Here is a 17,469-nt window from a genome sequence, read left to right as displayed (position 1 = left end):
GAATATGGCTGCACAGCAGCGAAGCAACGGTCCCGCGGCCTCCGGCCGGCGGGACGACAAGTCCACCAACACCACCAACGAGCGCGGCGGACGCCAGGGCGGCGACCGCGGTGGCCGTCAGGGCCGCGGACGCGGTCAGGACGCCGAGAAGTCGACGTTCCTCGAGCGTGTCGTGAGCATCAACCGTGTCTCGAAGGTCGTCAAGGGCGGCCGTCGTTTCTCCTTCACCGCCCTCGTGGTGGTCGGTGACGGCGACGGCACGGTCGGCGTCGGCTACGGCAAGGCCAAGGAGGTCCCGTCGGCGATCTCCAAGGGTGTCGAGGAGGCGAAGAAGAACTTCTTCCGCGTCCCCCGCATCCAGGGCACCGTCGTGCACAAGGTCCAGGGCGAGGATGCGGCGGGAGTCGTCATGCTTCGCCCGGCCGCCCCGGGCACCGGCGTGATCGCCGGTGGTCCGGTCCGCGCCGTGCTGGAGTGCGCCGGAGTCCACGACGTGCTCTCCAAGTCGCTCGGCTCGACCAACCAGATCAACATCGTGCGGGCCACCGTCGATGCCCTCAAGCAGCTCGAGGAGCCGGAGGCCGTGGCGGCACGTCGTGGCCTCCCGGTCGAGGACGTCGCCCCGGCGGCGCTCCTGCGGGCCCAGGCCGAGGGCCGCGCCGCGGCGCGCGCCGAGAAGGTGGGTGCCTGATGCAGATCAAGGTCACCCAGGTCCGTTCCGAAATCGGCGGCAACCAGAGCCAGCGAGCCACCCTGCGAGGCCTCGGCCTCAAGCGCATCGGTGACACGGTGGTGCAGGAAGACCGCCCCGAGATCCGCGGCATGATCCGCGCCGTCACCCACCTGGTGACGGTCGAAGAGGTGGACTGAACTCCATGACTGACAAGAACACCGACAGCCTGCTGAAGCTGCACGACCTGCGCCCCGCGCCGGGATCGAAGACCGCACGCACCCGCGTCGGTCGCGGCGAGGCCTCCAAGGGCAAGACCGCCGGTCGCGGCACCAAGGGCACCAAGGCCCGTTACCAGGTGCCGGTCGGCTTCGAGGGCGGCCAGATGCCGATGCACATGCGTCTGCCCAAGCTGCGCGGCTTCACCAACCCGTTCCGCGTCGAGTACCAGGTCGTGAACCTGTCGACCCTGTCCGAGCTGTTCCCCGAGGGCGGCACGGTCACGGTCGAGGATCTCGTCGCCCAGGGCGCCGTGCGCAAGAACCAGCCCGTCAAGGTGCTGGGGACCGGTGACGTGAGCGTCAAGCTCGACATCACCGCACAGAAGTTCTCCGCCTCGGCGGAGCAGAAGATCGCGGCGGCCGGCGGGTCCGTCACCACCGCGTGAGTCTCTTTTGACGGGGCACTGCGGCGCAGAATAATCTGTGCTGCGGTGCCCCGTCGTCATACCGGGGCCGGTCCGATGGCCGCCGAGCATCTGCGGCACCGGGACGGACCGGGACGCCCTACGGTCCTGTCCCCGGACCTCCAGGAGGGAAACTGGTGAACTCGTTCGTGCGCGCGCTGCGCACCCCCGAGCTGAGGGCGAAGATCTTCTTCACGCTCGGCCTGATCGCGGTCTATCGCCTCGGCGTCTTCGTTCCCACTCCGGGATTCGACTACACCAACGTGATGATGTGCGCGGATCAGTCCTCGGGTCAGGGCGCCTCCGCGATGGGCATGATCAACATGTTCTCCGGCGGCGCGCTGCTGCAGCTGTCCGTCTTCTCGCTCGGCGTGATGCCCTACATCACCGCCTCCATCATCGTGCAGCTGCTGCGCGTGGTCATCCCGCGGTTCGAGGCGCTCCACAAGGAGGGCGCCTCCGGCACCGCCAAGCTCACGCAGTACACGCGCTACCTGACGATCGGTCTGGCGGTGCTGCAGGCGACCACGATCATCACGCTGGTGCGCTCCGGGCAGTTCTTCCCGGGCTGCAACCTCACGCTGGTGCCCGACCAGTCCGTGCCCACCCTGCTGCTGATGGTGCTGGCCATGACCGTCGGCACCGTGCTGATCATGTTCATGGGCGAGATGATCACCGAGCGTGGCGTCGGCAACGGCATGTCCCTGCTGATCTTCACCTCGATCGCCTCGTCCTTCCCGAGCGCCATGGGCCAGGTCTTCCAGCTGCAGGGCTGGATGATCTTCGCCGTGGTGATCCTCGTGGCGCTGGTGGTCATGATCGGCGTCGTGTTCGTCGAGCAGTCCCAGCGCCGGATCCCGGTGCAGTACGCCAAGCGGATGGTGGGGCGCCGCATGTACGGCGGCACCTCGACCTACATCCCGATCAAGGTCAACCAGGCCGGCGTCATCCCGGTCATCTTCGCCAGCTCGATCCTGGCGCTGCCGCAGATGGCCGCCTCCTTCGGCAATCCGGAGGCGGGCTGGGTGCAGTGGATCAACGCGCACCTGGTGATGGGGCAGTCGTTCTCCTGGATCTACGCCGTGGTCTACGTCGGCCTGATCGTCTTCTTCGCCTTCTTCTACGTCTCGATCACCTTCAACGCGGAGGAGATCGCCGACAACATGAAGAAGTACGGCGGTTTCGTGCCCAACGTGCGCGCCGGCAAGCCCACGGAACGCTACCTGCGCTACGTGATCAACCGGATCCAGACCCCCGGTGCGATCTACCTCGCGGTGATCTCGCTGATGCCGCTGCTCGCGTTCGCCTACCTCGGTGTCTCGCAGAACTTCCCGCTCGGCGGCGTGTCCCTGCTGATCGTCATCGGCGTCGGCCTCGACACCGTCAAGCAGATCGATGCGAAGCTCCAGCAGCACCACTACGAAGGGATTCTTCGGTGACCTCCTCCTCATCCGCACCCACCGCCCGCCGACTGCTGATCGTCGGCCCGCCCGGAGCGGGCAAGGGCACCCAGGCCGTGCGCCTGGCCGAGTCGCTATCGATCCCCGCGATCTCCACCGGCGACATCTTCCGCGCCAACGTCGCCGGCGAGACCGAGCTCGGCGTCCTCGCGAAGTCCTACATGGACGCCGGCGAGTACGTCCCGGACTCGGTCACCAACGACATGGTGCGCTCGCGTCTGTCCGAGGACGACGCGAAGGACGGCTTCCTGCTGGACGGCTATCCCCGCACCCTCGATCAGGTCGAGGCCCTCGACGCCACGCTCTCCGAGCTCGGCACCTCGCTGGACGCCGTGCTGCTGCTCCAGGTGGAGACCGATGCGGTCGTCGGTCGCCTCCTCGAGCGCGGCAGGGCCGAGGGTCGCAGCGACGACACCGAGGCGACCATCCGGCGCCGCCTCGAGGTCTACGCCGAGCAGACCGCCCCGTTGATCGACGTCTACGAGAACCGCGGCCTGGTGCGGCGGGTGGACGGCATGGCCGGCATCGACGAGGTCACCGTCGCGCTGCGGGAGGCGCTCGCAGAGCGATGAGCATCCTCCCGGAGCGGGTGGAGCTGAAGACGCCCGAGCAGATCGAGATCATGCGCCGCAGCGGCCACCTGCTGCACCGTGTGCACGAGATGCTCGAGCGCAGCATCCGGCCCGGCACCACCACCGCCGAGCTGGATCGCCTCGCCCACGAGATGATCCTGGACGAGGGCGCCACCCCGAACTTCCTGGGCTACCAGGGCTATCCCGCGACGCTGTGCATCAGCGTCAACGAGGTCGTGGTCCACGGCATCCCCGACGAGCGCGTGCTGCAGGACGGCGACATCGTCTCCATCGACGGCGGGCTGATCATCGACGGCTGGCACTCCGATGCGGCGCGCACCCACGTCGTGGGCGCGCCCCGCTCGGTGGCCGACGAGGACCTGGTGCGCATCACGCACGAGGCGCTCTGGGCCGGCATCGTCGCTCTCGCCACGGCGCAGCGGGTCGGCGACGTCGGAGCGGCGATCGAGGACTACGTCGAGGAGGAGGCCGGCCAGTCCCTGTCCCATCTCGAAGGGTTCGGCGGGCACGGCATCGGCACCGCCATGCACCAGGCACCGGACGTCATGAACTACCGCACCCGCTCCCGAGGGCCGCGCGTGCGCCCCGGGATGTGCCTGGCGATCGAGCCCATGCTGATGCAGGGGCCGGGCAACTGGGAGCTCGAGTCCGACGACTGGACGGTGCGCGCCACCGCCGGCGGCCGGGCCGCCCACTGGGAGCACTCCGTCGCCGTCACCGACGGCGGGCTGCTGGTGCTCACTGCCGGGGACGGGGGCGCCGCCGAGCTCGCCCTGCGTGGTCTGACCGCGGCCCCGGATCCGCTCGCCGGGCCTGCGGCCTGAGCCGCGGGCCGGGCGAGCCCGCCCTCCGGGGGTCGGCCCGCCCTCGGTCGGGAGCCGCGCGAATGATCGGGTCCGGATCGGGCCCGGGAGAACGCGCACGACCTCGGCGGGCGGCGGCAGGGGACGTGATGGGCGTCATCACCGCTGGCACTCGCTGTTCCCGGCCATGGAGTGTAGGCTCGTCCATCGGGTGTGCTCCGCGCGCGATCTCGTCGTGTGCAGTCGTGCAGTCCCGTCGCGCCGACCTCTCGACCGGCTCCGCCGTGTCGAGTCGCCGCGACGACGACGCGCTCCGGCGCCGCCCTCGTTGACCACCGTACCGTCGCCCGACGACCGGTGTGCAAGGACTGAGTATTCATCGAATGCGGAACTCGGCCCCCGGTCCTCCGGAGGCGAGAGATTGGGGAGGCATGGCGAAGAAGGACGGCGTGATCGAGGTCGAAGGCCGAGTCGTGGAGGCGCTCGCGAACGCGCGTTTCCGGGTCGAGCTCGACAACGGGCACATGGTGCTCGCGCACATCTCCGGGAAGATGCGCCAGCACTACATCCGCATCCTTCCCGAGGACCGCGTGGTCGTCGAGCTGAGCCCCTACGATCTCGACCGGGGCCGCATCGTGTACCGCTACAAGTGATCGTCCCGGGAGAAGGAAAGCTATGAAGGTCAAGCCGAGCGTCAAGCCGATCTGTGACAACTGCAAGGTGATCCGTCGCCACTCACGCGTCATGGTCATCTGCTCGAACCCCCGTCACAAGCAGCGCCAGGGCTGAACGGATCCGTCCGCTCGTCCCGGCTCCGGCCGTGACAGCCGCCCCCGAGGCGGCCGCCCGCGAGGGCACCCGTCCGCACCGCGGACACACAACAGAAGAGTCGACACCACCGGCCACCAGGCCGGCCACCCGCAGCGCGGAGGCTGCGGCGTCCCGGGAACAGACCCGAGGGCGGGGTGTCGGATCAGGCCTCCGAGACAGTAGGAGAATCTGCACATGGCACGTCTGGTGGGAGTGGACCTTCCGCGCGAGAAGCGCCTCGAAGTCGCCCTGACGTACATCTTCGGCATGGGTCGTACCCGTGCCCTCGAGACGCTGGCCGCGACCGGAGTTCCCGGTGGCAAGCGCGTGCGCGAGCTGACCGACGAGGAGCTCGTCCAGCTGCGCGACCACATCGAGGAGAACTACCGCACCGAGGGCGATCTGCGCCGCGAGGTCGCCGCCGACATCCGTCGCAAGGTCGAGATCGGCAGCTACCAGGGCCTGCGCCACCGCCGCGGCCTGCCGGTCCACGGCCAGCGCACGAAGACCAACGCGCGCACCCGCAAGGGCCCGAAGCGCACCGTCGCCGGCAAGAAGAAGACCCGCTGATCCACGGCGACAGCCGTCGGACCGCAGGAGTCTTCGGACCCGCAGTCACTTCGCGCCGCTGAGGGATCCGGCGCACCCCACACCCACCAGAGGAGTTCCGCCGTATGGCAACCAAGACCCGTCAGGCCGCTGCGCGCAAGCCGCGCCGCAAGGACAAGAAGAACATCGTCAACGGCCAGGCACACATCAAGAGCACGTTCAACAACACGATCGTGTCCATCACGGACCCGACCGGTGCCGTCATCTCCTGGGCCTCCGCCGGACAGGTCGGCTTCAAGGGATCGCGCAAGTCGACCCCGTACGCCGCCCAGATGGCCGCCGAGGCCGCCGCGCGCCAGGCGCAGGACCACGGCATGAAGAAGGTCGACGTCTTCGTGAAGGGTCCGGGCTCCGGCCGCGAGACCGCGATCCGCTCGCTGACGGCGACCGGCCTCGAGGTCGGCTCGATCCAGGACGTCACCCCGCAGCCGCACAACGGCACCCGTCCGGCCAAGCGCCGCCGCGTCTGACCACGTCGGCCGCGACCGGGGCTCCTGACCCCGCCGGTCGCGGCCGACCTCTGCGTCGGCGGGCCGCGTCGCCCGCGGCGCCCCTGGACACCACTCACCCTCTAGGCTCACCGCCCCCTTCTGAGCGTCATATGGCGGACGCTCGCAGAAAGGATCCACAGTGCTCATTGCACAGCGCCCCACGCTGACCGAAGAGGTCGTGTCGGACACCCGGTCCCGGTTCGTCATCGAGCCGCTCGAGCCGGGTTTCGGCTACACCCTCGGCAACTCCCTGCGCCGCACCCTGCTGTCCTCCATCCCCGGTGCCGCGGTCACCTCGATCCGCATCGACGGCGTGCTGCACGAGTTCAGCACCGTCCCCGGGGTCAAGGAGGACATCACCGAGGTCATCCTCAACATCAAGAACCTCGTGGTCTCCTCGGAGAACGATGAGCCGGTCGTGATGTACCTGCGCCGGGAGGAGGCCGGTCACGTGACCGCGGCCGACATCACCCCGCCCGCGGGCGTGGAGATCCACAACCCGGACCTCCACATCGCGACCCTCAACGAGAAGGGCCGGCTGGAGATCGAGCTGATCGTCGAGCGCGGTCGCGGCTACGTGTCGGCCGCCCAGAACAAGGGCGTGGACGGCGAGATCGGCCGGGTCCCGGTCGACTCGATCTACTCGCCCGTGCTCAAGGTGACCTACAAGGTCGAGGCGACCCGTGTCGAGCAGCGCACCGACTTCGACAAGCTGATCGTCGACGTCGAGACCAAGCCGGCCATCTCCCCGCGGGACGCGCTGGCCTCCGCCGGCAAGACGCTGGTCGAGCTGTTCGGTCTGGCCCACGAGCTGAACCAGGAGGCGGAGGGCATCGAGATCGGCCCGTCGCCGACCGATCAGGCGCTGGCTGCCGATCTGGCGCTGCCGATCAACGACCTCAACCTCACGGTGCGGTCGTACAACTGCCTCATGCGCGAGGGTGTGCACACCGTCGGTGAGCTGACCGCCCGTTCCGAGGCCGATCTGCTCGACATCCGCAACTTCGGGCAGAAGTCCATCGATGAGGTCAAGGCCAAGCTCGTCGACCTCGGACTGTCGCTGAAGGATTCCCCGGCCGGGTTCGACCCGTCGGCCCTGGAGTCCTACTCCGACGACTTCGGCGACCAGTACTGACCTAAATTTTCAAGGAGAACGACCATGCCTGCACCCACCAAGGGCGCGCGCCTCGGGGGATCCCCCGCACATGAGCGGATGATCCTCTCGGGACTCGCCACCGAGCTGTTCCGCCACAAGGCGATCACCACGACGGAGACCAAGGCCAAGCGCCTGCGTCCCTACGCGGAGCGTCTGGTCACCTTCGCCAAGAAGGGTGACCTCTCCTCCCGCCGTCGCGTGATGCGCACGATCCGTGACCGCGGCGTCGTGTACTCGCTGTTCGAGGAGATCGCCCCGACCTTCTCTCAGCGTCCCGGCGGCTACACCCGCATCACCAAGGTGGCGCCCCGCAAGGGCGACAACGCCCCGATGGCGGTCATCGAGCTGGTCCAGGAGGAGTACTCCCCGAAGCAGGCCGTGGTGAAGGAGGCCGAGGGCGCCGCCAAGGGCGCCTCGAAGGCCGACGACGCCGCTGCCGCGGAGGAGGCCGCTCCGGCCGAGACCCCGGTCGAGGCCGCGGAGGACAGCACGGAGGAGACCAAGGAGGCCTGAGCCCCTGATCTTCCCGAGAGACGAAGGAGCCCGCCGAGCACATGCTCGGCGGGCTCCTTCGTGTTCGCGAGGGGGAGAGCGGCCCGTGACCCCGTGGCGGTACGGGCCGCGTTCGGGCCCGCCGGACGATGCCCTGACAAGCCGAGACCGACGTTCAGAACCCCTTCAGGCCACGAAAGGGTTCCGTAGGTAGGTCTCGATGCGGCGCGGGTCGCCGCCCGCTCAGCCGAAGTACCGCGGCAGGGTGCCCTCGCGCAGTTCGCGCAGGGCGCCGATCCCGAGGGGCTCGAGCCCGGCGATCTCGAGCTCGCCGCCGCCGGTCGTCCCCAGCCGCAGCGCCGGGACGCCGTGCTGCGCGGTCAGGGCCAGCAGCGTCTCCTCCGTGGCCGACGGCACGGACACCAGGGCCCGGGCCTGGGACTCGGAGAACAGCGCCGTGAACAGGTCCACCCCGTCACGCTCGGCCAGGAGAGCGGGGTCCACCGACGCACCGATGCCGAAGCGGGTGGCGGCCTCGACCAGGGCCTGCACCAGACCGCCCTCGGACAGGTCATGGGCGGCGGAGACGAGACCGTTCGTGCTCGCCCCGATCAGCACCTCGGCCAGCGCTGCTTCGGCCGCGAGATCGACCTGCGGGGGCAGTCCGCCGAGATGGTCATGGGCCACCTGCGCCCAGGCCGAGCCGGAGAGCTCCTCGCGGGTGGTCCCCAGCAGGATCACGGACTCGCCCTCGGCCTGCCAGCCGGACGGGAGGCGACGCGAGACATCGTCGAAGACGCCGAGCACCCCGACCACCGGGGTGGGGTGGATGGCGGAGTCGATCCGGCCGGGTTCGCCGGTGGAGTTGTACAGAGAGACATTGCCGCCGGTGACCGGGACGCCGAGCGTCTCGCAGGCCTCGGCGAGGCCGCCGATCGCCTCGACCAGCTGCCACATGGGCCCGGGGTCCTCGGGAGATCCGAAGTTCAGGCAGTCCGTGATCGCGAGCGGGCGCGCGCCGGCGGTCGCGACGTTGCGGTAGGCCTCCGCGAGCGCCAGCTGGGCGCCGGTGCGCGGATCGAGCTTGGTGTAGCGGCCGTTGGCGTCGGTCGCCAGGGCCACGCCGCGGCCGGTGGTCTCGTCGATCCGCAGCACGCCGGCGTCGTCGGGCATCGCCAGGGCCGTGTTGCCGCCCACGTAGCGGTCGTACTGGTCGGTGACCCAGCCCTTCGAGGCGAGGTTCGGGGAGGAGATCAGCTCGCGGATCGCGTGGCCGATCTGTTCGGCACCGGTGGGCCGGGGCAGGTCCTCGGCCCGATCGGCCTGCAGGGCGTCCTGCCATGCGGGCCGCGCGTAGGGGCGGTCGTAGACGGGGCTGTCGACCGCGACGGTGGCCGGATCGACGTCGACGATGCGGTGACCGTGGTGATCGATGGTCAGCCGTCCGTCACCGGTGACCTCGCCGATCACGGCGGCCTCGACGTCCCACTTCGCCACGATCGCTTCGAACTCGGCCAGCTTCGCGGGGCTGACCACGGCCATCATCCGTTCCTGGGACTCGCTCATGAGGATCTCGCCGGCGGTCAGGGTGGGGTCGCGCAGCAGCACCTCCTCGAGGTGGATGTGCATGCCGGAGCGGCCGTTGGCGGCCAGCTCGCTGGTGGCGCAGGAGATGCCCGCCGCCCCGAGGTCCTGGATGCCCTCGACGGTGTCGGCGGCGAACAGCTCGAGGCAGCACTCGATGAGGACCTTCTCCATGAAGGGGTCGCCCACCTGGACGCTGGGGCGCTTGACGGGACCGTCCTCCTCGAAGGTCTCCGAGGCCAGGATCGAGGCGCCGCCGATGCCGTCGCCGCCGGTGCGGGCGCCGAACAGCACGACCTTGTTGCCCGGTCCGGTGGCGGAGGCGAGGTGGATGTCCTCATGGCGCATGACCCCGATCGACAGGGCATTGACCAGAGGATTGGCCTGGTAGGAGGCGTCGAAGACGGTCTCACCGCCGATATTGGGCAGGCCGAGGGAGTTGCCGTAGCCGCCGACGCCGGAGACCACGCCGTGGACCACCCGCGCGGTGTCGGGATGGTCGATCGCCCCGAAGCGCAGCTGGTCCATGACGGCGACGGGGCGCGCACCCATGGAGATGATGTCGCGCACGATGCCGCCGACGCCGGTCGCGGCCCCCTGGTGCGGCTCGACGTAGCTGGGGTGGTTGTGGGACTCGACCTTGAAGGTCACCGCCCAGCCGTCGCCGATGTCGACGACGCCCGCGTTCTCGCCCATGCCCACCAGCAGCTTGGCCCGCATCTCCTCGGTGGTGTGCTCGCCGAAGGTGCTCAGGTGCTTCTTGGAGGACTTGTAGGAGCAGTGCTCGGACCACATCACCGAGTACATGGCGAGCTCGGCGTTGGTGGGGCGGCGGCCGAGGATCTCGCGGATGTTCGCGTACTCGTCGTCCTTGAGACCGAGGTCCGCGTAGGGCTGGGTCGTCCCGGGCGTGCCGGCGGCATGCTCGGTGGTGTCGACGTCCCCGGGCGCGGCGGGGGAGGAGGGGCGAGCGTCGTCAGCGGTCATCGCGGGGTCGAATCCGTTCATCACGAGGGCACGGGTGCGCGGGCGGTCGCCGGCGCCGGGGTGCGGGCGCGGTGCGCCGCGGCGCCCACAGTCTACGATCGCCGCGCCCCGCCGGGCAGGACCGCCCACGGCCGGCGTGAACGGTCCAGCCCGGGGCGGCTGAACCGGCGCGATCCCCGCGTCCCCGGGGCGCGCGGAGCGGCCGGTGCGACCCGGTGCGGTCAGCGGCCCGCGGCCTGCTTCCGGCGCTGCTTCTCCCGGTCCCGCAGGGCCTTCTCGCTGACCGGGGCGTCGGCGTCGGCCCGCTGCGCGCGGAAGTACGCGGCCGCCTCCTCCTGTCGTTCGTGCTCTCCACCCAGGGCGATCGGGGCGCGGACGTGCCCGGGACGGATGTCGAAGGCGGCGACGAGATCCAGGACGTGCGGGCGCAGCCGCCACAGCAGCCGGCGCAGATCCGAGTCGATCTGGCGACCGCGCTGCGTGGAGATCATGCCGCTGAGGAGGAACCAGGCGAGGTCGTCCTCGATGGTGCTCAGCCCGAACAGGTCGCGCACATCGGTGAGCACCGCGCGGGTGCCCTCGTCCTCGAAGCGCTCGATGGCGGCGGTGAAGGCGCGCCAGCGGACCAGGTCGGCGTGGGCACGGGCGGCCTCCAGCATCTCCACCTGATGCTTGTTGACCTCCGCGGCGGCATCGGCGGGATCCATCTTCGTCGCCGAGCGCAGAGCGAGGGCGACCTCCTCGACCTTCACCCGCGCGCGATCGGCGAGCATCGCCTCCTGGAAGTCCGCCTCGCGCATGGAATCGGAGGCGCGCCGAGGGTTGCCGCGGTCGGAGAAGTCCTGGCCGAGGCGCGCCCAGGGGGTGTGACGCTTGGCGAGCACCTCGGCGCGCTGGGCGATGTAGCGACCGATGCCGGCGCGATCGACGTTCTTCAGCTCGGAGGTGTAGTCGCTGAGCAGGCGCTTGGCCACCAGCTGAAGCAGCACCGTGTTGTCGCCCTCGAAGGTGGCGTACACGTCGAGGTCCTGGTGCAGGCCCACCAGCTGGTTCTCGGCGATGAAGCCCGCCCCGCCGCAGGCTTCGCGGGACTCCTGGATGGTGTCCAGCGCCAGGCGGGTGGAGGTGGGCTTCAGCGTGGCGGCGAGCGTCTCGAGGTCCTCGCGGGCCTCGGGGTCGTCCCCGCGCCCGGAGAACACGTCGTCGAAGGCGTGCAGCAGCTGCTCGTGGGCGAAGGACCCGGCATAGGTGGCGGCGAGCTTGGGCAGCAGGCGGTGCAGATGCGCCTGGTAGTCCATCAGCACCGTCTCCCGGGTGGGATCGGCGGCGGTGAACTGGCGGCGCTGGGTGGCGTAGGTGATCGCGATGTGCAGCGCGAGCTGGCTGGCCCGGTTCGCGGAACCGTCGAGGGAGACCCGCCCCTGGACCAGGGTGCCCAGCATGGTGAAGAAGCGACGGCCGGGGGACTCGATCGGCGAGGTGTAGGTGCCGTCGGCCGCGATGTCGCCGTAGCGGTTGAGCAGATTCGTGCGCGGCACGCGGACGTGGTCGAAGGCCAGACGGCCGTTGTCGATGCCGTTCAGACCGCCCTTGGGGCCGTCGTCCTCGCTGGCCACGCCGGGCAGCAGCTCACCGTCGGCGTCCCGCACCGGGACGTAGAAGCAGTGCACGCCGTGGTCGACGCCCTGGGTGATCAGCCGGGCGAAGACCGTGGCGGCCTTCGCATGCAGCGCGGCGTTGCCCAGGAACTCCTTCCACGCAGCGCGGAAGGGGGTGTTCAGCACCCATTCCTCGGTCGCCGGGTCGTAGGTCGCGGTGGTCGCCAGCGACTGCACGTCGGAGCCATGACCGATCTCCGTCATGGCGAAGGCGCCGGGGACGGCCAGGCTCATCGCGTCGGGGACCCACGCCTTCTGCTGCTCCTCGTCGCCGAGCTGGACGATGGCGGAGGTGAACAGCCCCCACTGCACGCCGGCCTTGATCTGCAGGGAGGGGTCGGCGACCACCAGCTCCTCGAACGCGGCGACATTGGCGCCGTTGTCGTTGGGACCGCCGAGGTGCTCGGGCAGCATCGGGTGGGAGACGTCCTCCGCGGCGAGGGTCCGCATCTGCGCGAAGGTGTGCTCGCGGTGCTCGGCGACGGTCGCGTCGAGCGGGCGGTGGAACTCGGGGCGGGCGGCGCGCTCGCGGGCGGTGCGGCGGCTCTCGGCCCAGGAACCCAGCAGGGCCTCGCTGACCGCCTCGATGTCGAGGCGGTCGCCTCCCTGGGGCGGCAGCGGGATCGGGCCGGTGGGGGTGGCGGAACTCGGTGCGGAGTCGGTGGGGGCGTGGTCGGTGTGGGCAGTCATGCGTGCATTCCCTTCATGAGCCAGGTGACGAGTCGGGTGACGAGCTGGTCGGAGGAGATCGGGGTGGTGGGGGCGCCCGGAGGGGCGGAGCCCTCCTGCTGGGCGTGCTGGTCCTGCCGGGCGTGCTGGTCCTGCCGGGCGTGCTGGTCCTGCTGGGCGGTGCGGTCCGCGTCCTGCTCGACGTCGGTCATCCAGATGTCGACCGCGCTCTCGACGAAGCCGACGGCGCCGCGCGCCCAGATCCGCGGGGAGGGGACGTCCTCGGGCAGGAAGGTGGTGACGAGCCGGGAGACGGAGCTGAGGAAGTGGTTCAGCCCATCGCTGGGCCGGGTGACGAAGCGGTAGACGCCGGGGGAGCGCTGGGCGGTCTCCACGTAGGCGCGGATCATGGCGTGCAGGCGCTCGTCGGGCTCCGGCTCGCGACCGACGGCGGATTCCAGCGCGGCCATCTCCTCGAGCAGCTTGGTGTGCATCGCGGCCAGGATGCTGCGTCCGAGCGCCTGCTGGAGGGTCGCCTTGTCCTCGAAGTAGCGGTAGACGATCGACTTCGAGGTGCCGGAGGCCGCGGCGATGTCCTCCATCGTCACCTCGGGGCCGCTGACGTGGATCAGATGCCGGGCCACATCGAGCAGCTCGGCGCGCCTCTCCTCCCGGTGGCGCGCCCAGCGGGCCGATCGCCCGTCCACGGGGGCTTGCGTCGTCGCATTCACAGAACCTAGGGTATCAAGTACCGTCGGTTCTATGTAAAGTCCCGATCGGGATCCGTCGGGAATCCACCCGATCACGGACTCCGCCCGGCGCCGGGACCCGGCGACGACGATCCCGCTCTGACGGCGGAACCCGCTCAGACGGCGGAACCCCGCATTGACCATGAAGAGGTGCCCACAGTGACCGTTTCCGACGTTCCCAGCGATGCGCTGATCCTGGGAGGCAATCGCATCCCGTTCGCCCGCTCCGGCGGACCCTACGCCGGGATCTCCAACCAGGACATGCTGACCGCCGCGCTCGAGGGCCTCGTCGCCCGATACGGGCTGCAGGGCGCGAAGCTCGGCGAGGTCGCGGGCGGCGCGGTGCTCAAGCTCGCCGGCGACCTCAACCTCACGCGCGAGAGCGCGCTGGGCACGCCGCTGGACCCGCGCACCCCCGCGATCGACGTCTCCCGAGCCTGCGCGACCAGCCTCGAGACCGTGATCCGGGTGTCGAACAAGATCCAGCTGGGCCAGATCGACTCCGGCATCGCCTGCGGCGTCGACTCCGCCTCGGATTCCCCGATCGAGGTCACCCCGCGGCTGCGCCGCATCCTCCACCGCGCCTTCGCCGCCAAGACCGCCGGGCAGCGCATCAAGGCCCTCACGGCGATCCGCCCTGCCGACCTCGCGCCGGTCCCGCCCCGCAACGGCGAGCCGCGCACGGGGCTGTCGATGGGCGAGCACCAGGCGCAGACCGCAGCCCAGTGGGGCGTCACCCGCCAGGCCCAGGACGAGCTGGCGCTGGCCTCGCACCAGAAGCTCGGCGCCGCCTACGACGCCGGCTTCTTCGACGACCTGGTCACCGGCTATCGCGGCCTGTCCCGGGACCAGAACCTGCGCCCCGACTCCACCCTCGAGAAGCTCGGGTCCCTCAAGCCCGTCTTCGGGGTGAGCAGCCCCGAGGTCCCCGAGCCCACCATGACCGCCGGCAACTCCACCCCGCTCAGCGACGGCGCCTCCTCGGTGCTGATGGGGAGCCGGCAGTGGGCCGACGAGCGTGGCCTGACCCCGCTGGCCCGCGTGGTCGACGCGCGCAGCGCCGCGGTCGACTTCGTCCACGGCGCCGAGGGCCTCCTGATGGCCCCCGCCTATGCGGTGCCCGAGCTGCTGGACGCCAACGGCCTCACCCTGCAGGACCTCGACTTCTACGAGATCCACGAGGCCTTCGCCTCCACCGTCCTGGCGACGCTGTCCGCCTGGGAGTCCGAGGAGTTCTGCCGCGAGAAGCTCGGCCGCGGTGGTGCGCTCGGAGCGATCGATCGCAGCAAGCTCAACGTCGTCGGCTCCTCGCTCGCGGCCGGGCACCCCTTCGCCGCGACCGGCGGGCGCATCACGGCGACCCTCGCCAAGCTGCTGCACCAGAAGGAGGTCGAGACCGGCCGCGTCCAGCGCGGCCTGATCTCCGTGTGCGCCGCCGCCGGCCAGGGCACCGTCGTCCTGCTCGAGTCCGTCGCGGACTGAGCCGGTGCGGGGACGGCCGGTCGGCCCGGCCGTGCCCGCATCGCTCGAGCGTGCGCTCGGCGCCGCACTCCCACCCGTCTCCTGGAGGTACCCATGACCGACGCCTACACCCGTTTCGTCCGTTCCACCCCCGGCAAGCTCCTCGCGAAGCAGGTCGGTCTGCCCCGTCCCGCGCCGCTGCCGCGCCGCGGGGACCGTCCCGAGCCGGTGCTGGGCCCGGTCGTCGTGCTCGGCGAATCCGAGGGCGCGGACCAGATCGCTCGCGAGCTGCTGGGCTGGGGCGCCGACGTGCGCCGCCGCTTCGAGGAGCTGCGCGGCGTCGGCACCGTGATCGCGGTGCTCGACGAGATCACCGCCCCCGCCGACCTCGGCCGCATCCTGCTGCCGCTGGCCGGGGCCATGCGCTCGCTCGCCCCGGGGGCGAGAGTGGTGACGATCTCCCGCCCCGCGCGCGGCGAGGACCCGGGACAGGACGCCGCTCGCGGCGGGGTCGAGGGGTTCCTGCGCTCGCTCGCCCATGAGATGCGCGCCGGCGGGACGGCGAACGGGATCCTCGCCGCCGACGGCGTGGGCCTGACGGCGCCCGGCGTGCTGGGCTCGCTGCGGTTCCTGCTCTCGGCCCGCAGCGCCTTCGTGACCGGTCAGCTGCTGCGCGTCTCCTCGACGGCGGGCTCGACGACCGAGGACCGCGAGAACCCGCTGGCCGGCCGCACCGCCCTGGTCACCGGCGCGGCCCGCGGCATCGGGGCGGCCATCGCCCGCACCCTCGCCGCCGATGGCGCCCGCCTGGTCGTGCTCGACGTGCCCGGCGCGGGCACGGAGCTCTCACGCCTGGCCAATGAGCTGCGCGCCGTGCCGATCCAGCTCGATGTCACCGCGCCGGACGCGGGGCAGCGCCTGGTCGCCGCACTGCGGGACCGGGACCAGAGGCTCGACATCGCGGTGCTGAACGCCGGCATCACCCGCGACAAGATGTTCGCGAACATGACCGCCGAGCGCTGGGACCCGGTGCTCGCCGTGAACATCGCCAGCCAGATCAGCCTCACCGACGCCCTGATCGAGGCCGGTGGGGCGGGAGAGACCGGCGCGGTCCTGGGCGACCAGCCCCGAGTGATCTCGCTGGCCTCCACCAGCGGCATCGCCGGCAACCGCGGACAGACCAACTACGCCGCCTCCAAGGCCGGGGTGATCGCCTTCGTCGACGCCCTCGCCGCCCGCCTCGAGTCCCTCGGCGGCACCGCCAACGCGGTCGCCCCCGGGTTCATCGAGACCGAGATGACCGCACGGATGCCGGCCCTGACCCGCGAGGTGGCGCGTCGGCTGAACTCGCTGCAGCAGGGCGGGCTGCCCGTCGACGTCGCCGAGACGATCGCCTTCCTCGCCTCCGCGGAGGCCGGCGGTCTGCGGGGCGAGACGGTGCGGGTGTGCGGCCAGAACATGGTGGGGAAGTGAGCGCGGTGCGGAGCACGCCGACCCCGACGGAACGGGTCCGGGACCTCGCCGACGTGCCGTCGTTCCCGGCGGTGTACGCGGCCGCTCTGGACCCTCGCTCGGCCCGACGCGGCGCCCGGGGGGAGCCGACGCTGCCGAGCATCGCCTACCGGGTCCGCGGCGTGCGCCTGGATGCCGAGCGGGCCCGGGACTTCGACCACCTGATGGGCGGTCCGGCCACGGACCTCGTCCACCCGGGCGTGCTGCACGTGCTGGCCTTCCCGGTCTCGCTGGCCCTGATGGCCCGGCGGGACTTCCCCTTCGCCCTGCTGGGGCTCGTGCACCTGCGCAACCAGGTGCTCCAGCACCGCCCCGTCCGGGTCGGGGAGCGGGTCGACGTCGAATGCCGCGTGCGCGATCTGCGGCCCCACCGCAAGGGCCGCACTTTCGAGGCGGTCTCGACGATCCTCGGCCAGGACGGTGAGATCCTCGCGACCGACGTCTCGACCTACCTGGCCAAGGGGGAGGGTTCCGAGGCCGCGGCCGACGGGGACTCCTCGCAGACGGAGCGCCGTCGCCGGGAGCGCGTCGCCTTCGAGGCCCCGAGGCCGACGGGGCGATGGCGACTGGGCGCCGACACCGGGCGCCGGTATGCCGCGGTCGCGGGCGATGTGAACCCGATCCACCTCTCGGGCCCGAGCGCGAAGGTCTTCGGCTTCCCCCGGGCCATCGCCCACGGGATGTACACCGCCTCGCGCGCCTTCACCGAAGCCCGCGTGGACCTCTCGCGGCCGCTGCGCTGGGACGTCACCTTCGACGCCCCGGTGACGTTGCCGGGCACCGTGCTCGTGGCCTACGACGACAGCTCCGCGGGCACGGTCCGCTGCACCGGCTGGCGCGCCGGATCCGGGGACAAGGGACCGCGGCGCTGCTTCGAGGTCGAGGTCACGTCCCTGGGCTGATCGCCTCGGGCGACCGGGGTGACCTGGCCATGTCTCCCCGCGTGACCGGGCCAAGTCGCCGCGTGACCGCGCCATGTCTCCCCGCGTGACCGCGCCATGCCGCCCCGCGTGACCGCGTCATGTCTCCCCGCGTGACCGCGTCATGTCTCCCCGCGTGACCGCGTCATGTCGTCAAAGG

The 17,469-nt window shown here is 71.0% G+C and carries 18 protein-coding genes; 15 read left to right on the top strand and 3 right to left on the bottom strand.

Translation table 11 applies throughout. The features are described from left to right. Positions 1-4 precede the first annotated feature (4 nt). From rpsE to rplQ, 12 genes are all read left to right on the top strand, one after another. Positions 5-691 (top strand): 30S ribosomal protein S5, encoded by a 687-nt coding sequence (gene rpsE, locus JOF44_RS07320; RefSeq protein ID WP_209889183.1) that lies wholly within the window; start codon positions 5-7, stop codon positions 689-691. Beyond that, the gene (gene rpmD / locus JOF44_RS07315; RefSeq protein ID WP_281067129.1) at positions 688-870 is read left to right on the top strand and encodes a 50S ribosomal protein L30; all 183 of its coding nucleotides are present in this window, start codon (positions 688-690) and stop codon (positions 868-870) included. Before rpsE ends, rpmD begins: the two co-directional genes overlap by 4 nt. Positions 871-875: 5 nt before the next feature. Continuing rightward, positions 876-1,337, top strand: a complete 462-nt coding sequence (gene rplO / locus JOF44_RS07310; protein ID WP_209889177.1) for a 50S ribosomal protein L15 — start codon at positions 876-878, stop codon at positions 1,335-1,337. A 155-nt stretch (positions 1,338-1,492) separates the two neighbouring features. Beyond that, entirely contained in the window at positions 1,493-2,794 is a 1,302-nt protein-coding gene (gene secY / locus JOF44_RS07305) for a preprotein translocase subunit SecY (RefSeq protein WP_209889174.1), read from the top strand. Beyond that, on the top strand, positions 2,791-3,387 hold the full coding sequence (locus tag JOF44_RS07300) for an adenylate kinase (RefSeq protein ID WP_209889172.1): 597 nt from the start codon (positions 2,791-2,793) through the stop codon (positions 3,385-3,387). Before secY ends, JOF44_RS07300 begins: the two co-directional genes overlap by 4 nt. Then, the gene (gene map / locus JOF44_RS07295; protein WP_209889169.1) at positions 3,384-4,232 is read left to right on the top strand and encodes a type I methionyl aminopeptidase; all 849 of its coding nucleotides are present in this window, start codon (positions 3,384-3,386) and stop codon (positions 4,230-4,232) included. Before JOF44_RS07300 ends, map begins: the two co-directional genes overlap by 4 nt. Before the next feature lie 410 nt (positions 4,233-4,642). Beyond that, positions 4,643-4,864 carry a translation initiation factor IF-1 gene (infA, locus tag JOF44_RS07290; protein WP_076808056.1) on the top strand — a complete coding sequence of 74 codons (222 nt, stop codon included), beginning with the start codon at positions 4,643-4,645 and terminating at the stop codon, positions 4,862-4,864. Between the two features lie 22 nt (positions 4,865-4,886). Further along, on the top strand, positions 4,887-5,000 hold the full coding sequence (gene rpmJ / locus JOF44_RS07285) for a 50S ribosomal protein L36 (protein ID WP_010532506.1): 114 nt from the start codon (positions 4,887-4,889) through the stop codon (positions 4,998-5,000). 216 nt (positions 5,001-5,216) lie between these two features. Further along, positions 5,217-5,591, top strand: coding sequence for a 30S ribosomal protein S13 (gene rpsM, locus JOF44_RS07280; protein ID WP_209889166.1), 375 nt, complete (start codon positions 5,217-5,219; stop codon positions 5,589-5,591). Between the two features lie 104 nt (positions 5,592-5,695). Beyond that, positions 5,696-6,100, top strand: coding sequence for a 30S ribosomal protein S11 (gene rpsK / locus JOF44_RS07275; protein WP_076808050.1), 405 nt, complete (start codon positions 5,696-5,698; stop codon positions 6,098-6,100). A gap of 160 nt (positions 6,101-6,260) precedes the next feature. Continuing rightward, positions 6,261-7,256 (top strand): DNA-directed RNA polymerase subunit alpha, encoded by a 996-nt coding sequence (locus JOF44_RS07270; protein WP_209889163.1) that lies wholly within the window; start codon positions 6,261-6,263, stop codon positions 7,254-7,256. A 24-nt stretch (positions 7,257-7,280) separates the two neighbouring features. After that, positions 7,281-7,790 carry a 50S ribosomal protein L17 gene (gene rplQ, locus JOF44_RS07265; RefSeq protein WP_209889160.1) on the top strand — a complete coding sequence of 170 codons (510 nt, stop codon included), beginning with the start codon at positions 7,281-7,283 and terminating at the stop codon, positions 7,788-7,790. A 222-nt stretch (positions 7,791-8,012) separates the two neighbouring features. Here the strand turns inward: rplQ and purL are convergent, their stop codons facing one another. From purL to JOF44_RS07250, 3 genes are all read right to left on the bottom strand, one after another. Next, on the bottom strand, positions 8,013-10,340 hold the full coding sequence (gene purL, locus JOF44_RS07260) for a phosphoribosylformylglycinamidine synthase subunit PurL (protein ID WP_209889159.1): 2,328 nt from the start codon (positions 10,338-10,340) through the stop codon (positions 8,013-8,015). A gap of 221 nt (positions 10,341-10,561) precedes the next feature. Continuing rightward, the gene (locus JOF44_RS07255) at positions 10,562-12,688 is read right to left on the bottom strand and encodes an acyl-CoA dehydrogenase family protein (protein WP_209889156.1); all 2,127 of its coding nucleotides are present in this window, start codon (positions 12,686-12,688) and stop codon (positions 10,562-10,564) included. Then, entirely contained in the window at positions 12,685-13,398 is a 714-nt protein-coding gene (locus JOF44_RS07250) for a TetR/AcrR family transcriptional regulator (protein WP_209889153.1), read from the bottom strand. Before JOF44_RS07250 ends, JOF44_RS07255 begins: the two co-directional genes overlap by 4 nt. Before the next feature lie 177 nt (positions 13,399-13,575). Between JOF44_RS07250 and JOF44_RS07245 the strand changes: the two genes are divergently transcribed. The 3 genes from JOF44_RS07245 (at position 13,576) to JOF44_RS07235 (ending at position 17,291) form a co-directional block, all read left to right on the top strand. Beyond that, a complete protein-coding gene (locus JOF44_RS07245) occupies positions 13,576-14,898 on the top strand; it encodes an acetyl-CoA C-acetyltransferase (RefSeq protein WP_209895763.1) in 1,323 nt (440 codons plus the stop codon). Between the two features lie 93 nt (positions 14,899-14,991). Then, on the top strand, positions 14,992-16,350 hold the full coding sequence (locus tag JOF44_RS07240) for a 3-oxoacyl-ACP reductase (protein ID WP_209889151.1): 1,359 nt from the start codon (positions 14,992-14,994) through the stop codon (positions 16,348-16,350). Next, the gene (locus JOF44_RS07235) at positions 16,347-17,291 is read left to right on the top strand and encodes a MaoC/PaaZ C-terminal domain-containing protein (protein ID WP_209889148.1); all 945 of its coding nucleotides are present in this window, start codon (positions 16,347-16,349) and stop codon (positions 17,289-17,291) included. Before JOF44_RS07240 ends, JOF44_RS07235 begins: the two co-directional genes overlap by 4 nt. The last annotated feature ends 178 nt before the right edge of the window (positions 17,292-17,469 follow it).

Source organism: Brachybacterium fresconis (genome assembly GCF_017876515.1).
Taxonomy (GTDB): domain Bacteria; phylum Actinomycetota; class Actinomycetes; order Actinomycetales; family Dermabacteraceae; genus Brachybacterium; species Brachybacterium fresconis.
Note: the sequence above shows the minus strand (reverse complement) of the source record. Positions and strands in the feature narration are given on the sequence as shown.

What these genes read in the sequence shown, in the direction of transcription:
- rpsE (WP_209889183.1), top strand. Translation starts at nt 5, where the DNA reads ATGGCTGCACAGCAGCGAAGCAACGGTCCCGCGGCCTCCGGCCGGCGG.
- rplO (WP_209889177.1), top strand. Translation starts at nt 876, where the DNA reads ATGACTGACAAGAACACCGACAGCCTGCTGAAGCTGCACGACCTGCGC.
- map (WP_209889169.1), top strand. Translation starts at nt 3,384, where the DNA reads ATGAGCATCCTCCCGGAGCGGGTGGAGCTGAAGACGCCCGAGCAGATC.
- infA (WP_076808056.1), top strand. Translation starts at nt 4,643, where the DNA reads ATGGCGAAGAAGGACGGCGTGATCGAGGTCGAAGGCCGAGTCGTGGAG.
- rpmJ (WP_010532506.1), top strand. Translation starts at nt 4,887, where the DNA reads ATGAAGGTCAAGCCGAGCGTCAAGCCGATCTGTGACAACTGCAAGGTG.
- rpsM (WP_209889166.1), top strand. Translation starts at nt 5,217, where the DNA reads ATGGCACGTCTGGTGGGAGTGGACCTTCCGCGCGAGAAGCGCCTCGAA.
- rpsK (WP_076808050.1), top strand. Translation starts at nt 5,696, where the DNA reads ATGGCAACCAAGACCCGTCAGGCCGCTGCGCGCAAGCCGCGCCGCAAG.
- rplQ (WP_209889160.1), top strand. Translation starts at nt 7,281, where the DNA reads ATGCCTGCACCCACCAAGGGCGCGCGCCTCGGGGGATCCCCCGCACAT.
- purL (WP_209889159.1), bottom strand. Translation starts at nt 10,340, where the DNA reads ATGACCGCTGACGACGCTCGCCCCTCCTCCCCCGCCGCGCCCGGGGAC.
- JOF44_RS07255 (WP_209889156.1), bottom strand. Translation starts at nt 12,688, where the DNA reads ATGACTGCCCACACCGACCACGCCCCCACCGACTCCGCACCGAGTTCC.
- JOF44_RS07240 (WP_209889151.1), top strand. Translation starts at nt 14,992, where the DNA reads ATGACCGACGCCTACACCCGTTTCGTCCGTTCCACCCCCGGCAAGCTC.